This is a genomic window from Actinophytocola sp. KF-1 (genome assembly GCF_054661535.1).
The window spans coordinates 608,102-622,296 of the sequence record NZ_BAAFVK010000004.1; the positions used below are offsets into that span (position 1 = coordinate 608,102).

A 14,195-nucleotide genomic window follows, 5' to 3' on the forward strand; every position below is an offset into this window, starting at 1 on the left:
GCACGTCAGACGGTGCGGGCGCTGGGCTTGGTGGTGAAGCGGAACTCGAGGGTCATCGGCAGGGAGGTGAGGTCGAGCGCGCTGCGCAGGCGGGGGAGGCCGTGCGTGTCGATGCGGTGGCGGATGTCGGACAGGTCGGCGTCGTGTTCGGTGGTGACGACCACGGCGAGCGTGGGGGAGCTCTGCGGGCCGGTGAGGTCGGCGTGCGCGGTGTGAATGCCGGGATACGCGGTGACGTCGGCGGTGAACGGTGTGGTGGCGATGCGGGCGGCCAGTTCGGTGTTGCCGTGCTCTGGGTCGTCCTCGATGCGCCAGGTGTGGGTCTTGGGCTTCCTGACGAGCTGCGCGGCCAGCCAGCGCAGGCACAGCAGAGCCAGGAGGACGGCGACACCCGCGACGACGTACAGCACCCCCGTGGGCGGAAGGTCGGTGCCGGGCACGAGGGTGGCGGCCGGGTCGACCGGCAGCATGCCGACACTGGCGGCCATGGCGAGACCGCCGCCGGTCACGAGCGTGACGCCGTCGACCGCGAGCAGGCAGCGGTTGAGGCGAGCTGGGCGGTTCGTACTGGTCATGAGGTGCTCCTGGGGGCGACGACCCGGACCCGCACCGCCGGACGGGTCGCTGGGGAGATCTGGTCGAGCCGGTGCTCGATGGCGCCACGGACGGCCTCGGCCAACCCTTCGGGAGTGGTGCGGTGGGTGCGCACCACCGCGGTGACCGCTCTGCGCCGCAGCCTCAGCTTGGCCGAGGTGACACCGTCCACGGCGTTCGCCGCCGCACGCAGCGTGCTGCGCAGGCTCCGGCGGGACGCACCGGCGTCGATGGCTGCTCCGGTGTCCGTGGCGCTCAGGGGAATGACGACGGGCCTGCCGGGCAGTATCGCGGTGAGCAGCAGGACGAGCCCGGTCAGCATGACGACGCCGGCGGCGATCGCGACGCCGAGGCTGTCCCAGCGTGTGGTGTGTACCAGGCCGGCGAGCGCCGCGTAGCTGATCAGCGGTCGAGTGCCGGCGAGCAGCTGGATCACGCTGATCGCGGTCAGTACGCACACGCTGAGCAGGGCCAGGGCGGTCACCGTGGCGGGGACGGTGCGGCGGGGCCTGCGCATCATCGGACTCGCCGTGGCCCTGGCTGGTCGAGGTAGAGGGCGACGACGGTGATGTCCACCCGCGTCACCACCAGTCCGGTCAGTTCGTGGAGCCGCCGGACCAGGTGGTCGCGAACCTGTTCGGTCGTGCGCGCCACCGATGCCGGGTAGGCGATCGAAAGCCGGACGTGCAGGGCCGCGGTGGTGTCGTCGGCGGTGGCGCTCACCTGCGCTGAACGTTCCTCGGGTGTTCTGTTGAGGGTATCCCCGAGCAGCCAGTGCGCCGCGCCGCCCACGTCGGCGACCTCAGTGACTGCTTGGGTGGCGACGCGTTCGACGGCCCGGTCGGACAGCGTCGTCCGGCCACGGGGAGCGAGCGTGGCGGCGGGCATGTCCTCAGCCTCGGTCCCGGCCGACGCCGGTCAGCTGCGACACGTCCAGCTTGCCGTCGAGCACCCGCCCGACGAGGAGGCCCAGTGCGGCCAGGACGAGCACGATGAGGAAGGCGCCGAAGCCACCGAACGCGCCGGCGAAACCCAGCGCCAGTCCGGTCATCAGTCCCAGGGTCGTGGCGTTCATCAGATCTTCGTTCTCCTAGCTGTGGTCGACGGCGAGGCCTGCCGCCGTCCAGGCCCGCGGTGTCGCGGTGGCCTGGACAGCGGCCGCGAAGGTCACTGCACGCGCGTCGATTCGGGCGCGGTGTCCTCGGCGCCGGGGATGTGGACGTCGCTGACGTGGATGTTGACCTCGACCACTTCCAGGCCGGTCATCCGCTCGATCGCGGTGATCACGTTGCGCCGTACCGCCTTGGCCAGTTCGGCGATGGAGACGCCGTACTCGACGAGGAGCTGCAGGTCGATCGCGGCCTGGGTCTCGCCGACCTCGACCGCGACACCCTGCGCGGCGCTCGCGGTCGCGCCGGGAATCCGCTCCCGGAGGGCGCCGAACGCGCGGGACGCGCCGCCACCGAGGTCGTACACGCCGTTGATCTCCCTGGTGGCGAGACCGGCGATCTTCTGCACCACCGTGTCGGCCACCGTCGTGGTGCCCTGCGGTGTGGCCAGCGTGCTCGGCGACGTGGCGGTCTTCTCCGAGGACGAGGCGACGGAGGTACTGCCTGTCGGCGTGTTCGAGTTGGCCGGAGGGCTGTGAGTAGCGGTCATGACGGCACTCCTGGTGTCCGGTGGCGGTCTCGCGGAGCGGGATGCTGTCGCGTCGACGTCACACTGGTAGGACACCGGCGGGCCGCGAACGTCACGGGTCCGGCGCGGTTTTCTCCTCACACGCCGCTGAGCCGTTTCCCGTGCCGAACGCCGCGCCGTCGATCTCGGTGATCTCCAGGCGCATGCGGGCAACGGGCACGCCCCGTGCGGCGACCACTGCCAGCAGTGCCTGTTCCGCCTGGCGCACGATGGGTGGCAGGGGCAGCCGAGTCGCCACGGCCCGGATCACCACGTCGCCGCGGAAGACGTCGACGGCCAGGGCGTCCCAGTGCCACCCCAACGGTGACGGCCCCGCCTGGGTGGCGGGACGCAACCCGGGGACCTTCTCCAGGGCGGCGACGAGGTCGCGGGCGAACTCGGTGGTGTTCATCGCCGGTTCAGTCCCAGACGATGTCGAGGACGGACACCCCGACCTCGGCGACGGTGAGACCGGTCGCCTCGGAGACCGCGCCCGCCACCGCACGCTGCAGCGCATGGCCCACCGCCGTCGCCTGGTCCTGCCCCGAGATCACCACGTCCACCTCCACCCGCACGGTGTCCGCCCGCACGAACTCGACCCGGGCGCCTTCTGTCGGCGCCGGTTCCAGTCCCTTGACCCGCTGACGAGCCGTGCGGACGACCGACCCGACCAACCCGGCCAGACCCGGCTCCACCCGCAGCACACCGGGCACCGCGACGGCGGCATGAACCGCGACGGCCGCGACGACGGACGAGCCGACCACGTACTCGAACAGCGGGGCACGGCCGGCGTCCCTGGCGTCACTGGTGCCCCTGTCCATCGTGTCCTTCACCAGGTCACACTCCGTAGACGTCCTCGACGATCAGGTCCAGCCGGTGTACCTTCGGACCGATCCTGGTCTCGGCGGCCGCGGTGACCCGCTGCCGCACGAGATCGAGCGATCGCCACGCGAAACTCCGGTAGCTCACCGCGACGGTGAGCTCGACCACGAGCATCAGTTCGCCTTCCGCACCGGCACCGCCGTCGCCGGGGTTCCCCGTCGTCACTCGGCACTCGTGTACCCGGCAGCGGCGTGCCCGAACCCCCGCGACACTGTCGGCGGCGAACCGCAGGACCGCCGCGACCGCGTGCTCACTGACCCGCACCAGTCCCGGTTCGGCCGTCGGCAGCGGGAGCATGTCGTGCCTGCGGCGCACCTCGGCGCGGACCGCGGACATGATGCGGTCGGTCAGGTGCGGCGCCGGCTCGGCGGTGTCGGCCACCAGCTCCCCGGTCACCTCTCGCAAGGTCAGCAGGCTCGCCCGTGCGTCGCGGCAGTCCGGGCAGGTCAGGTCGTGCTCGTCGCTGCGGCCGGCCTCCACGTCCGCCAGCCGTTCCCACACCGTCTCGACGTCGCGTCCGCAGGGAAGCAGGTAACCCTGGGTCTCGGGGTTCACCGCCATGGCGCCATCATCTCCGTCAGCTGTGCCCGTGCCCGCGCGATCCGTCCGCGCACGGCTGTGGGCGTGACTCCCACGGCCTGAGCGATCTCCTCGTAGGAGCGGCCGTGGACCTCACGCAGCAACCAGCACGCGTGCTGCTCGCCCGTCAGCCGCTGCAGCGCCACCGTCACCGCCGCCAGTTGTTCGCTCACCTCGACAGTGCGTTCCGGCCGGGAACCCGCCGCTCGGGACTCCCGTTGGGCCAGGTCCACATCCACGGTGGCGTGCCGGTCACGGATGACGTTCAAGCAGCGGTTGGTGACCATGCGGTACAGCCACCCGACGAACGCGGCCTCCTCGTGAAGGCGGGCGAGACTGCGCCACGCCGTCAGGAACACCTCCTGCACCACGTCCTCGGCATCGCCCCGGCTGGCCAGCATCCGCACGGCGAGCCGGAACATCGGTCCCTGGTAGCGCCGCACCAACTGCTCGTAGGCGCGCACGTCGCCGTCACGGGCGCGGACGACCAGCGTGACGTCGTCCAGCCGCGCCTCCTCCGACGTCTCCGCACCTCCCGGGACCGCGTTCACACCGGCCCCGGCTCGCGGAGTCATCCGCGTTCGCGGTGGTGCGTTCCACCCAGCATCGAGGACGCTCCTCCCACGGGACAGCCGCGCTCGCTGGCGGTGACGTTCAGACACGAGGGGCACGGGATCGTCACGGGGCCTCCTCGGACAGTTATAGTGACCTCGGTCACATTCAGTCTGGAGTCGGTTGTCGGGCGACGTGGCGCCGGAGCAGGTTCAAGGCCCGGTGCTGGGTGACGCGGACAGCGATCGCGCTCAGCCCGGTGATCACCGCCGTGTCCGCCGACGACAACCCGACGACGACGCGCAGCGTCAGGATCTGCCGCTGCAAGGGGGTGAGCATGGCGAGCAACGACTGCACCATGACGCGCTGCTCACCACGCAGCGCCAGTTCCTCGGGGCCCGCCTGAGGGTCCACCCGGTCAGGGAGGACCTCGGCGGGGGAGGAGTGGTCGCGGCCGCTAAGCCGGTAGAAGTCGATGATCTTGTGCGCGGCGATGCCGTACACCCACCGCGTGACCGCCCGCGGTTCCCCGGTGAACGTCGGCAGTCCACGCAGGACCGCGACACAGATGTCGTGGGCGACGTCGTCGGCGTCGCCGTGGCCGATCCGTGGGGTGATACGGGCCCGGCAGTAGCGGACCAGCGCCGGCCGGATACAGGAGAACAGCCGGTTCACCGCGACCACGTCACCACTCTGGGCCGCCGCGACCACGTCGAGCGTGAGCCCGGTGATGGCGCTCATCGTCACCACGTCGCCCGGCACGTTTCCGTGACCGTCGGCGGGTGGTGGAATCGGTGACGACGGCAACAGCGGGTCCCCTCAACGGAGTCGGTTGGTGAGCGGGCTGACGACCGTCGGGGTCCGGAACGGCTGGAATCTTCCGAGTTTAGGTCACCGCGGCTCAGTACTGGTCGGTTCGGGTGAGTTCGTGTTCGAGCGCGTCGGCGCGGGCGACGAGCAGTGCCACGGGCCGTTCGAACTCTTCTCGTACGCTCAGGTCTTCCAGCGGCACGGCGTGCTTGAGCAACGCGACACCGTCCACGACAGCTGCGCCGCCGACGATCGACGTGCCGGCGAGTTCGAGGAGCCTGCGCAGGTCGATCATGTCGGCGCGGCCGGCCGGTGAGGAGATCTCGATCCACGCCGCGTGGTCGACCTCGCCGGCGGGCACGTGGTGGACCGCGACCTGCTGGCTGCGGTCCACCTCTGTCTCGAGTCGGAAACGCAGCCAGTCGTCGGTCTCTTCGAGCACCTCGTACCGCGTCCGGACGTAGTTGACGACGTCGGTCCAAGTGGTCACTGTTGTTGCCCTTCCCGGCTGGCGGCTACCGACAACCGCGTAATGTAGCGGGCTGGGTGCACGCTGCTGCGGTGTCCGGACGGCGACCGGAGGCCTCATGCGATGACCACAGTGGATTGTCCGTCGCGGGTCTATCGCGTCATGCGCCGGTGGCGGTCTTGAGTTTGCGTGCGAAGCGTTCGGGCTTGGGCCAACGGACCTTGGAGACCCAGCCGAGCTTCTCGAACACCCAGATGACCCGCGCGGAGACGTCGATCTGTCCGCGGCGGACGCCGTGGCGGGCGCAGGTGGGGTCGGCGTGGTGGGAGTTGTGCCAGGACTCGCCCATGGAGGCGATGGCCAGCGGCCAGAAGTTGGCCGACTTGTCCCGTGCCTCGAAGGGCCGGTCGCCGATCATGTGGCAGATCGAGTTGACCGACCAGGTGACGTGGTGCAGCAGCGCCACCCGGACCAGGCTGGCCCAGAAGAACGCGGTGAGCGCGCCCCACCACGACATCGTGATCAACCCGCCGAGCAGGGCGGGCGCGAGGAGGGTGGCGGCGGTGAGCACCGGGAAGAGCCGGTCGACGCGCTGGATGTCACGGTCGGCGAGCAGGTCGGGGGCGAAACGGGCGGCGTTGGTCTTCTCGCGTTCGAACATCCAGCCCATGTGGGCGTGCCAGAACCCCTTGACCAACGCGGCCGGGGTGGTGCCGAACCGCCACGGCGAGTGCGGGTCGCCGTCCCTGTCGGCGTAGGCGTGGTGGCGGCGGTGGTCGGCGACCCATCCGACGACGGGTCCCTGCATCGCCATGCTGCCCACCACGGCGAGTGCGATCCGCAGACCGCGGCGGGCCTTGAACGCACCATGGGTGAAGTACCGGTGAAAACCGACGGTCACCCCAAGACAGGTCAGGGTGTAGAAGAACGCGGCAAGGCCGACGTCGACCCAGCCGAGCCCCCAACCCCACGCGAACGGCACAGCCGTCACCAGCGCGAGAAGGGGCACGATCGCGAACAGTCTGACCAGGTTGAGCTGGGTTCGGGACTTCTCGCCCGCCAGCATCGGTTCCGGCCCGTCCTGTCTGCGTTCGACAGGCTTTTCAAGCGTACGAGTCATCGGTCAGTACCTCCCGGTAACTGGTGGGACGTCACCGGGTTCTTGGGCGACTCTTCAAAAGGGTTGACGGCCGAACCCGGCTCAAACACCGAGAGCGAACTGGACCAGGACACCCGGCTCGACGCGGGTATGCCCGAAGCCCTATGTCGCGCTGAAGACGCGAGCCCGCATACACGAACACAAGAAGGGTGACCATTCCGTACAACGGCGAGTCAGCCGTATTTGTTCCCGCCGGACTATGCTGCTCGGGAGCGCTCATCCTGCTGTGCGCCGTAGCTTTCGCCGAGGACCGACCACTTGCCGCGTCGCGGCCGGGATCGTGCACAGAAGATCGGGGCTGAGTCGATTGAACGACGCCGACCGTGGGTTCGTGGCTCTCACCGATCTTCTGGCGGAAGGCGTCGAGTTGCCCGCCCAGCGCAACCAGCTCGCGGTTCTGTGTGCCGACCTGCTCGACGTGCAGGCGACCGCACTACTGGCTCTCGACGAGGACGGCACGCCGACGCTGGAAGCCGCGTCCGAGGAGACTGCCGGGCTGCTGAGCCGTTTCGAGCTGTCCTACGGGCAAGGGCCGGGGACTGACGCGGTCCGCATCGGCGAACGCATGGAGTGTGCCGACCTGACCACAGCCCAGCTGAGGTGGCCCCAGTTCACGCCGGTCGCACTCGATGCCGGTGTCGCCGCCGTGTGCGGTCTACCGTGCCGGCTGTGGGGACAGGTGGTCGGCGCGCTGACCCTGTACATGTCCGTGCCCGGGACACTGTCAGCGGCCAATGTCGCGTACGGCGGCGGGCTGGCCCTGACCGTCTCGCTCGGAGTGACCGCACACCGGGGCCGCGAGCTGGCGGTACGTGTCGAGCAGCTGCAGGGCGCGCTGGACAGCCGGGTGGCCATCGAGCAGGCCAAGGGCGTGCTGGCCGAGCGTTCCGACATCACCGTCGACGAAGCGTTCACCATCCTGCGCAAGCACGCCCGCAGCCACGGCAAGAAGATGCGTGACGTCGCGCATGACGTGGTCGCGGGCACGCTGAAGTTCCCGAGCGAGTGACGTCCCTTGTGGACATGCGGGGAACGCCGGCCGGCGGCGCGGACGGGCTCGGATTCGTCCTCGGGGTGGGCGTGGTGAGCTACCCCTTGCCGCCGGCCGGCCCCCCATCGAGGCGCAGCTGACCAGTAGCCAGCAGGCGCATGTCCTTGATGGTTTGGTCGAGGCCGGTCACCGCACGCTCGAGCCGCACCCGCGCGACACCCTCGGTGTCACCGAGAGCGACGCTCACATCGAGCGCGACATGGGACAACCGTTCGGTCAGCATCCCGAACTCGTTCGCTGAATCGTGGTCGGCCCAGGTCATGTCACACGGCTTTGGTCGGAGAAGAAAGTGCGCCGGGTCCTGGGCACCACACGGAGATACCGACAGCTTAGCTTAATCGTCAGCACCGTGTGTATCCACCAATGACTGGCTCGGCCGGACGAAGCCGATGATCGGCACCAATCCCGTTCTGGTCCATCACGAGTCCGCAGGCATCGCCGACCATGGCGGCGCACAGCAACACGCGTCGGGGCCGGCGAGAAGGACGAGCGATGGGTTCTCGGCGAAGATCTGGCGCACCCCAAGGGAAAGACCAGGCTGAAGGAAGACACTGGGGGGCCATCATCGGCGCGATCGGCACCGTCGTCGCTGCGGCGGTGGCCGGCCTCTTCATGTTTGTCGTCAAGGATCCGCCGCCCCCTGAATGCCCACACAGCGTAGTCGTCGACGAACCAGAGAACGGCCAGGAGGTCGACGGCACCGTTGGTGTCGCCATAACAGGAAAGGTCTGCGGGTTGATGCCTGGTGACACCCTGTGGGTGTTCGAATTCGATCCGTACGACCGGAACTTCTACCTCGTGTACGACCCGGCCGTGGGGATGCGGCCGGTCGCGTCCCGCAACGGCGGGTTCGCCATCCACGACGGGCCAGTCGGCGATCCGGGCGACTACCGCAAGCGCTACGAGATCGTCGCGGCGGTGGGAGACCAGAGGTGTCGGCGGGAGATCGAAAGCACCGCCGCTGACCAGGACGGGAACTACGTGTTCGACACACTGCCGGACGGCTGTCGTGACATCACCCGGGTACAGATATTGGAGAGCCAATGAGCTGCGGGTGACACCGAGGGCAGTTGGAACCGCGTTCCAGCAGATCACATGGGGCGTTGCCCCGTGGCCGCGCGCGGCGTACGGTCAAGCCACACGCGGAGAACCGCGGGTTTCGCCCAGCGCCGCGCTCTCGCCAGGTCGGTCGATCGTCGACCGCCCCGGTCGTTGGCGGCAACGTCGTCATGTTTTGGTCGCGAAAGGGGCGTGATGATGGCAATCAGTCCTGCCGCCCACCACCGTCGAGTTCGGACGGTGGCTTCCGGAACAACGTTCGACACGACATCCCACCAACAGCGGCGCGCCGTTCGCCTGGTGGCCTCCGCATCGACCGGCGCCGAAGACTGTGCGGCACTGCTGGCCACGCTCGGACTCAACGCCGCCGCCGGGACTCTGGACGAGGACACCGACCAAGAAGGCAGTCGCGGCACCGAGTAGCCGCCCGGTTCACCCCCGAGGGGTACTCGTACCGAGACCCGACATGGGGGTTGCCACGGGAAGTTCGCCCAGGGCGTCGAAGTCGGTTTCGAGGGCGCGTGGGCCACTTGCAAGGCTGAGGTCAACGGTGCCGTCGAGTGCACAGGGATCTGTTGGTCTGCGCGGGCGGTGCTGCCGGGACAACGGAGGCCAAGCGATTCGCAGAAGCCCGCGCAGTTGCGGCAGTTCGGCGAGATGGCGGCGAGAACCGTCGACGTGGCATGGAGTTGCTCGTCGGCATCGCACGCCGACGAGCTATGCGTCGCTCCGGTTGACGAAGAGCCCGGGTGAGTCGCTCGTCGCGATGCTCGTCCTGAGACTGCGGCAACTGTGTGGCGGGGAGGAACCCTCGCTTTCAGTCCGGTGCCCGATCACCGTCGACGGCCGTCGCCTGCCCACAATTCATGTCAGCTTGCTCGGGGTACAAACTTTCGGGCTCGATCGCTCCCGCGTCGAGCCCAATGTCGATGAGCTACGACCCTGCCCGGTTTCAACCCTGCGGGCACGAGGTCCTGATCGTTCAGAAATGAAATGGCTGCCCACGATACCCAGCCGCCTCTTGGGTCACAACCATGGTGATCGCCTTTGGCTCCCGCATTTGCCGAGGTCGACTACGGCTTCTCCTGGTTCGGCAGCCCTTCGTACAGGGTGTCCGCATCGCCGGACGCCCTGGCAGCGACATCACCGTCGTACTCGGCGGTGTCGATCGCGTTGATCACGGCGATGCCAGCCAAGGAGCACCACTGGTTGACCTGGGGAACGTCTATCTAAACAGGACATCGCGACCCAGGATTTTCCCAGAATGACCTCGGCAGACCACGGCAAACAAAGATAGCCAACGACCACATTCACGCAGGTCAGCGCGCAGGAGGAGCGCATCGCCGCAGGTCCCAAGAGTCGCGAGTAAGGTCAAGGGGTCGCAGGTTCAAATCCTGTCAGCCCGACGGTCGATGTAGAACGAAAGTCCAGGTCAGGGCCTTGGATCACTTCGGTGAGACGAGGCCCTGACTGCGTTCAGGGGCGCGTCGTCTCACATTTTCTCACGAACGCTCGTACTGCTTGTTCAGCCCAGCAGTTCGCCGAGCTGGTCGGCCGCCTGTCGCAGGTGCTCGACATTGGGGTGGATGTAGACCCGCTTGGTGAAGCTGAGGTCCGCGTGGCCCGCCCAGGCGCTGACGATCACATCGGGTACGCCGGAGGTGGCGAGGTAGGTCAGGCAGGCGTGCCGGGCGTCGTACGGCCGGACCTTCCGCACCTTCGCCGCGGCCATGAGCTTGTGGATGGCACGCCGGAACCTGTCGGTCTTCCAAGGCTGTCCCAGCTCGTCGACCAACACGAACCCGGATCGCTCATACAGTTCACCGGCCTTCATTGCCTCCGCGGCCTGGCGGGCCTTGAACGCCTTGAGCGCCGTGTGCAGGGGTTTGGGGAGGGGCAGCTTGCGCTTGCCCTTCTCCGACTTCGGTCCCTTCTCCTCCACTTCGCCCTCGACCAGCGTCCTGGTCAGCTCGACCAACATCGGGCGTGAATCCGCCGGGGTTCTCGGTTGGTCTCGCCTGTCGGGTCGAGGAACCGGCGCCGGTTGAGACCCAGGCGGGCCAGGTGCCGGGCGACAGTGCGGACCGAGACCGCGACACCCTCACCGGCCAGCTCGAGGGCGATCCGCCGCGCAGACCACTTGTGGTCCCGGCGCATCGCCTCAATCCGCACGACGACCTGCGCGGGCGTGGCAGTGGGCTGGTGATGCGGGACGCTGGGCCGATCCAGCAGACCGGCATCGCCGTACTTGCGGTAGCGGTTGAACCACTTCGACGCGCACTGCCGCGAGATCCCCATCTCAGCGGCGACATGCGCGATCGGACGCCGCTGAGACCGCTCAACCAGACGGCGACGGCCTTCAACAGACAACGGGGCATTACGGTGGGACATCGGACGGGTCTTCCGGTCGGACGGACGAGTTGGTGGTACTTCTCATCCTGCCGCCGAAAGACCCGTCCCCTCGCCTCAGGCCCTACCCGCCGTCACCAACGTCATGACCCGCAACAACTAAAGCACCTCGCCGAGCGTGGCGATCGCGGCCGTGAGCTGCGAGTCCGACAGGTAGGGCGCGGGCCCGAGCCGGAGCTTGTCGCCCCTGCTGTCGGTGAGCACGCCGCGCTCGGCGAGCTTCTTCTGCAACTCCCCCGCGTTCGGCGCGGTCAGCGCGAGGAACCCGCCGAACGCCTCCCGTGGCGCCGACCGGTCGCGGGTGATGACGGCCGGGTCGGCGTCCAGGTCGTCGAACAGCGACGCCAGCAGCCCGTTCTGGTGCAGCGACACCGCGCGCAGGAACTCCGGCGTGAGCTCCTGGGCGGCGAAGAAGTCGAGCACCGCGGCCGCCCGGTAGTGGCTCGTCGGGTCGTACGTGGAGCCCGCGAAGCGGTCGCCCCCGGACGCGTAGCCCACGAGCCCGGACGCCTTGGCCGCCAGGTCCTCGAACTCCGCGAACCAGCCCGTGACGACCGGCCGCAGCTCCTGCGCGTGCGCGGGCAGCCGCAGGAAGCAGTTGCCCTCGCCCAGCTGCAGGTACTTGTAGCCGCCGCCGGTGATCCACGCGGATTCGATGCCGCGCAGGGAGAACGGGACGACGCCGAGCGCGTGGTAGGCGTCGACGAGCAGCTCCGCTCCCCTGCCCTCGCAGGCCGCGGCGACGGCGTCGAGGCCCGGCACGATCCGCGCGGTCTCGAACAGCACGGCCGACACGAGCACGGCGGCGGTGCGGTCGTCGACCTCCGCGGCGAGCCGCTCCGCGAGCGTGTCCGCCGGGGCGGCCGCGACCCGCACGACCTCGATGCCCTCCTCGGCGAGGCGGGCGAGCTGGCGGCGCAGCGTGTGGAACTCGCCGTCGGTGGTGACGAGCCGCGGCCTGGCCCGCAGGTCCAGGCTGGACAGGAACCGGACGACCAGCTCGTGGGTGTTGGCGCCGAGTGCGATGGCGCTACCGGGGTCGCCGAGCAGGTCCCGGTACGCCTGCCGCAGCCGCTCGGCCTTCGCGAACGCGAGGTCCCACTTGGCGTCCACGGCGGCCGACGCGTCGGTGAACGCCTCGATCTGGCCCTGCAGCGCGACGTCCGGCCACGCCTGGTGCGAGTGCCCGGTCATGAGCAGGCGTTTGGCGACCTCGAACCGTCCGTAGTGGACGGACAGGGCGTTGGGGGTGGCGCGCAGCGCGTCCAGTGTGGTCCGCCGGGGGTATGGGGCATCGCTTCCCAGAAGTGTCACAGCTGGCTCCGCACGGCCCACAGGTCGGGGAACACGGCGTGGAACAACGTGGTGCGCAGGTACGCGGCGCCCGCGGAGCCGCCGGTGCCCGCCTTGCCGCCGATGGTCCGCTCGACCATCTTCACGTGCCGGTACCGCCATTCCTGCAGACCCTCGTCGAGGTCGACGAGCAGGTCGGCCACCGTGGACGGGCCGGAGTCGTCGGCGTAGACCCGCACGAGCACGCGCTGCACGTCCGCCGACTCGGTCCACTGTGTCCCGACGTCCCGGTTCAGCGCCGCGTCCGGCAGCTCGTAGCCCGCGTCCGCCAGGTAGTGCAGGAACGAGTCGAACACCGCGGGCCTGGCCATGGCCGCGCTGACGCGGGCGTAGGCCTCGGAGTCCTTGTCGTACGGGGAGAGCATGCGCTTGTCGCGCCGCCCGAGCACGGCCTCCAGCTCGCGGAACTGGTAGGACTGGAAGCCGCTGGACGCGTCGAGCCGCTCGCGGAAGCTCGTGAACTGCCGCGGTGTCATGGTTTCCAGCACGTCGATCTGCGCGACGACGACCTTGAGGATCGTGAGCGTGCGGCGCAGTGCGCGCACGGAGTGCGGTGTGTCGCCCTTCTCCAGGCAGCGCTGCAGGTGCCCCAGCTCGTGCAGGATCTGCTTGAACCACAGCTCGTACACCTGGTGGATGACGATGAACAGCATCTCGTCGTGCTCGTCGGACCGGGGCCGCTGCGCGCCGAGGATCTCGTCGAGCGCCAGGTACGACGTGTAGGTCAGAGCTGCGGACTGTCCACCGGGGACTTGTTCGGTCATGGCGCGGTCACCTCGTCGAAGTGGCGCTGCGCCGCGGGGGCCAGCGCCGGGTACAGGTCGTGGAACAGGCGCAGGGCCTCGGCCCGGCAGTCGGGTGGGGGCACCAGGTCCGCCGGCAGCTCCGGGTCGATGGTCGGGAACTCGCGGAACGTGTGCACCAGCCTGGTGCGCAGCAGCAGGGCCGCGCGGTCGTCGGCGACGTCGTGGTCGCGGAAGTGCTCGACGAAGTCGCGGTAGCGCGCGGAGAGCTCGTCGAGGTCCCACACGCGCGTGACGAAGGTGCCGAAGTCGACGGTGGTCGCCGGCCTGCCGAGCAGGACGCCCGCGTACTCGGCGACGTCGAGTTCGGCGAGCAGCGCGGCCAGTTCCTTCTCGCGGTCGTGCGGGGCGAGCCACGTGCCGTCCTGCACGGAGCCGAAGCCGAGGAACCGGAGCCTGCTGACCAGCCGGGTGCGGGCGAGCCTGCGGTCCTCGGGGATGGAGTGCCACAGGACGGTCCAGGTCGTCTCGGTGCGCGGCCGCTCGCCGAGGGTGAAGATCCGCTGGTCGCCCTCGGCGAGGACGGTCCGGCTCCGCGGCGTGAGCGCGTAGTGGACGTGCCTGCCGTTCTTGGTCGGCGCGAGCAGGTCGCGCGCGACGAGCCGGTTCAGCGCGACGCGGGCCGCGCCCTCGGTGAAGCCGAACTCGCCGAGCAGCCGGACCAGACCGCCGGACCAGACCGTGCCGTGCTCACGGGGGACGTGGTGCGCGCCGAGCAGCGTCAGCACCAGGTCCTGCGGGGCAGGCGAGAAGGTCATGCCACGAGCATAGTTGACGCCTCAGCGGGGTCAACCGTAA

General features: G+C 69.2%; 20 protein-coding genes and 1 pseudogene. 2 read left to right on the forward strand and 19 right to left on the reverse strand.

What is annotated here, in order from left to right; genetic code table 11:
- Positions 1-5: 5 nt before the first annotated feature.
- From ACYQ77_RS15765 to ACYQ77_RS15820, 12 genes are all read right to left on the reverse strand, one after another.
- Complete coding sequence (locus ACYQ77_RS15765; protein ID WP_459711795.1) at positions 6-575, reverse strand: alkaline shock response membrane anchor protein AmaP; 570 nt, start codon at positions 573-575, stop codon at positions 6-8.
- Entirely contained in the window at positions 572-1,114 is a 543-nt protein-coding gene (locus tag ACYQ77_RS15770; RefSeq protein ID WP_459711796.1) for a DUF6286 domain-containing protein, read from the reverse strand. The genes ACYQ77_RS15765 and ACYQ77_RS15770 overlap by 4 nt, the downstream gene beginning before the upstream one ends.
- On the reverse strand, positions 1,111-1,482 hold the full coding sequence (locus ACYQ77_RS15775) for an Asp23/Gls24 family envelope stress response protein (RefSeq protein WP_459711798.1): 372 nt from the start codon (positions 1,480-1,482) through the stop codon (positions 1,111-1,113). Before ACYQ77_RS15775 ends, ACYQ77_RS15770 begins: the two co-directional genes overlap by 4 nt.
- Positions 1,483-1,486: 4 nt before the next feature.
- Entirely contained in the window at positions 1,487-1,669 is a 183-nt protein-coding gene (locus ACYQ77_RS15780; RefSeq protein WP_459711800.1) for a hypothetical protein, read from the reverse strand.
- 92 nt (positions 1,670-1,761) lie between these two features.
- Positions 1,762-2,253: an Asp23/Gls24 family envelope stress response protein gene (locus tag ACYQ77_RS15785; RefSeq protein ID WP_459711802.1), complete on the reverse strand. Its 492-nt coding sequence runs from the start codon at positions 2,251-2,253 to the stop codon at positions 1,762-1,764.
- A 91-nt stretch (positions 2,254-2,344) separates the two neighbouring features.
- Entirely contained in the window at positions 2,345-2,683 is a 339-nt protein-coding gene (locus tag ACYQ77_RS15790; protein ID WP_459711804.1) for a hypothetical protein, read from the reverse strand.
- 7 nt (positions 2,684-2,690) lie between these two features.
- Positions 2,691-3,104 (reverse strand): Asp23/Gls24 family envelope stress response protein, encoded by a 414-nt coding sequence (locus ACYQ77_RS15795; RefSeq protein ID WP_459711806.1) that lies wholly within the window; start codon positions 3,102-3,104, stop codon positions 2,691-2,693.
- Positions 3,105-3,108: 4 nt separating this feature from the next.
- Positions 3,109-3,714: an Asp23/Gls24 family envelope stress response protein gene (locus ACYQ77_RS15800; protein WP_459711808.1), complete on the reverse strand. Its 606-nt coding sequence runs from the start codon at positions 3,712-3,714 to the stop codon at positions 3,109-3,111.
- A complete protein-coding gene (locus tag ACYQ77_RS15805) occupies positions 3,705-4,307 on the reverse strand; it encodes an RNA polymerase sigma factor (RefSeq protein ID WP_459711810.1) in 603 nt (200 codons plus the stop codon). The genes ACYQ77_RS15800 and ACYQ77_RS15805 overlap by 10 nt, the downstream gene beginning before the upstream one ends.
- A gap of 145 nt (positions 4,308-4,452) precedes the next feature.
- Positions 4,453-5,025 carry a sigma-70 family RNA polymerase sigma factor gene (locus ACYQ77_RS15810; RefSeq protein WP_459711811.1) on the reverse strand — a complete coding sequence of 191 codons (573 nt, stop codon included), beginning with the start codon at positions 5,023-5,025 and terminating at the stop codon, positions 4,453-4,455.
- 160 nt (positions 5,026-5,185) lie between these two features.
- Positions 5,186-5,584, reverse strand: a complete 399-nt coding sequence (locus ACYQ77_RS15815; RefSeq protein ID WP_459711812.1) for a hypothetical protein — start codon at positions 5,582-5,584, stop codon at positions 5,186-5,188.
- 139 nt (positions 5,585-5,723) lie between these two features.
- Entirely contained in the window at positions 5,724-6,683 is a 960-nt protein-coding gene (locus ACYQ77_RS15820) for an acyl-CoA desaturase (protein WP_459711814.1), read from the reverse strand.
- 370 nt (positions 6,684-7,053) lie between these two features.
- Here ACYQ77_RS15820 and ACYQ77_RS15825 point away from each other — a divergent pair, with 370 nt between their 5' ends.
- Entirely contained in the window at positions 7,054-7,731 is a 678-nt protein-coding gene (locus ACYQ77_RS15825) for a GAF and ANTAR domain-containing protein (RefSeq protein WP_459711816.1), read from the forward strand.
- A gap of 79 nt (positions 7,732-7,810) precedes the next feature.
- Here the strand turns inward: ACYQ77_RS15825 and ACYQ77_RS15830 are convergent, their stop codons facing one another.
- Positions 7,811-8,035: a hypothetical protein gene (locus tag ACYQ77_RS15830; protein ID WP_459711818.1), complete on the reverse strand. Its 225-nt coding sequence runs from the start codon at positions 8,033-8,035 to the stop codon at positions 7,811-7,813.
- Between the two features lie 230 nt (positions 8,036-8,265).
- On the opposite strand from ACYQ77_RS15830, the gene ACYQ77_RS15835 reads away from it, so the two are divergent.
- Entirely contained in the window at positions 8,266-8,820 is a 555-nt protein-coding gene (locus ACYQ77_RS15835) for a hypothetical protein (protein ID WP_459711821.1), read from the forward strand.
- A gap of 1,085 nt (positions 8,821-9,905) precedes the next feature.
- Here the strand turns inward: ACYQ77_RS15835 and ACYQ77_RS15840 are convergent.
- From ACYQ77_RS15840 to ACYQ77_RS15865, 6 genes and pseudogenes are all read right to left on the reverse strand, one after another.
- Positions 9,906-10,028 (reverse strand): hypothetical protein, encoded by a 123-nt coding sequence (locus tag ACYQ77_RS15840; protein ID WP_459711822.1) that lies wholly within the window; start codon positions 10,026-10,028, stop codon positions 9,906-9,908.
- Between the two features lie 329 nt (positions 10,029-10,357).
- Complete coding sequence (locus ACYQ77_RS15845) at positions 10,358-10,813, reverse strand: tyrosine-type recombinase/integrase (RefSeq protein WP_459711824.1); 456 nt, start codon at positions 10,811-10,813, stop codon at positions 10,358-10,360.
- Positions 10,813-11,223, reverse strand: a pseudogene (locus ACYQ77_RS15850) (helix-turn-helix domain-containing protein); the annotation flags it as partial. The pseudogene ACYQ77_RS15850 and the gene ACYQ77_RS15845, both read right to left, overlap by 1 nt.
- 117 nt (positions 11,224-11,340) lie before the next feature.
- Positions 11,341-12,555, reverse strand: a complete 1,215-nt coding sequence (locus ACYQ77_RS15855; RefSeq protein ID WP_459711827.1) for an aminotransferase class V-fold PLP-dependent enzyme — start codon at positions 12,553-12,555, stop codon at positions 11,341-11,343.
- Positions 12,552-13,358, reverse strand: coding sequence for a tryptophan 2,3-dioxygenase (locus tag ACYQ77_RS15860; protein WP_459711829.1), 807 nt, complete (start codon positions 13,356-13,358; stop codon positions 12,552-12,554). Before ACYQ77_RS15860 ends, ACYQ77_RS15855 begins: the two co-directional genes overlap by 4 nt.
- Positions 13,355-14,155, reverse strand: coding sequence for a PaaX family transcriptional regulator (locus ACYQ77_RS15865; protein WP_459711831.1), 801 nt, complete (start codon positions 14,153-14,155; stop codon positions 13,355-13,357). Before ACYQ77_RS15865 ends, ACYQ77_RS15860 begins: the two co-directional genes overlap by 4 nt.
- Positions 14,156-14,195: the final 40 nt, after the last annotated feature.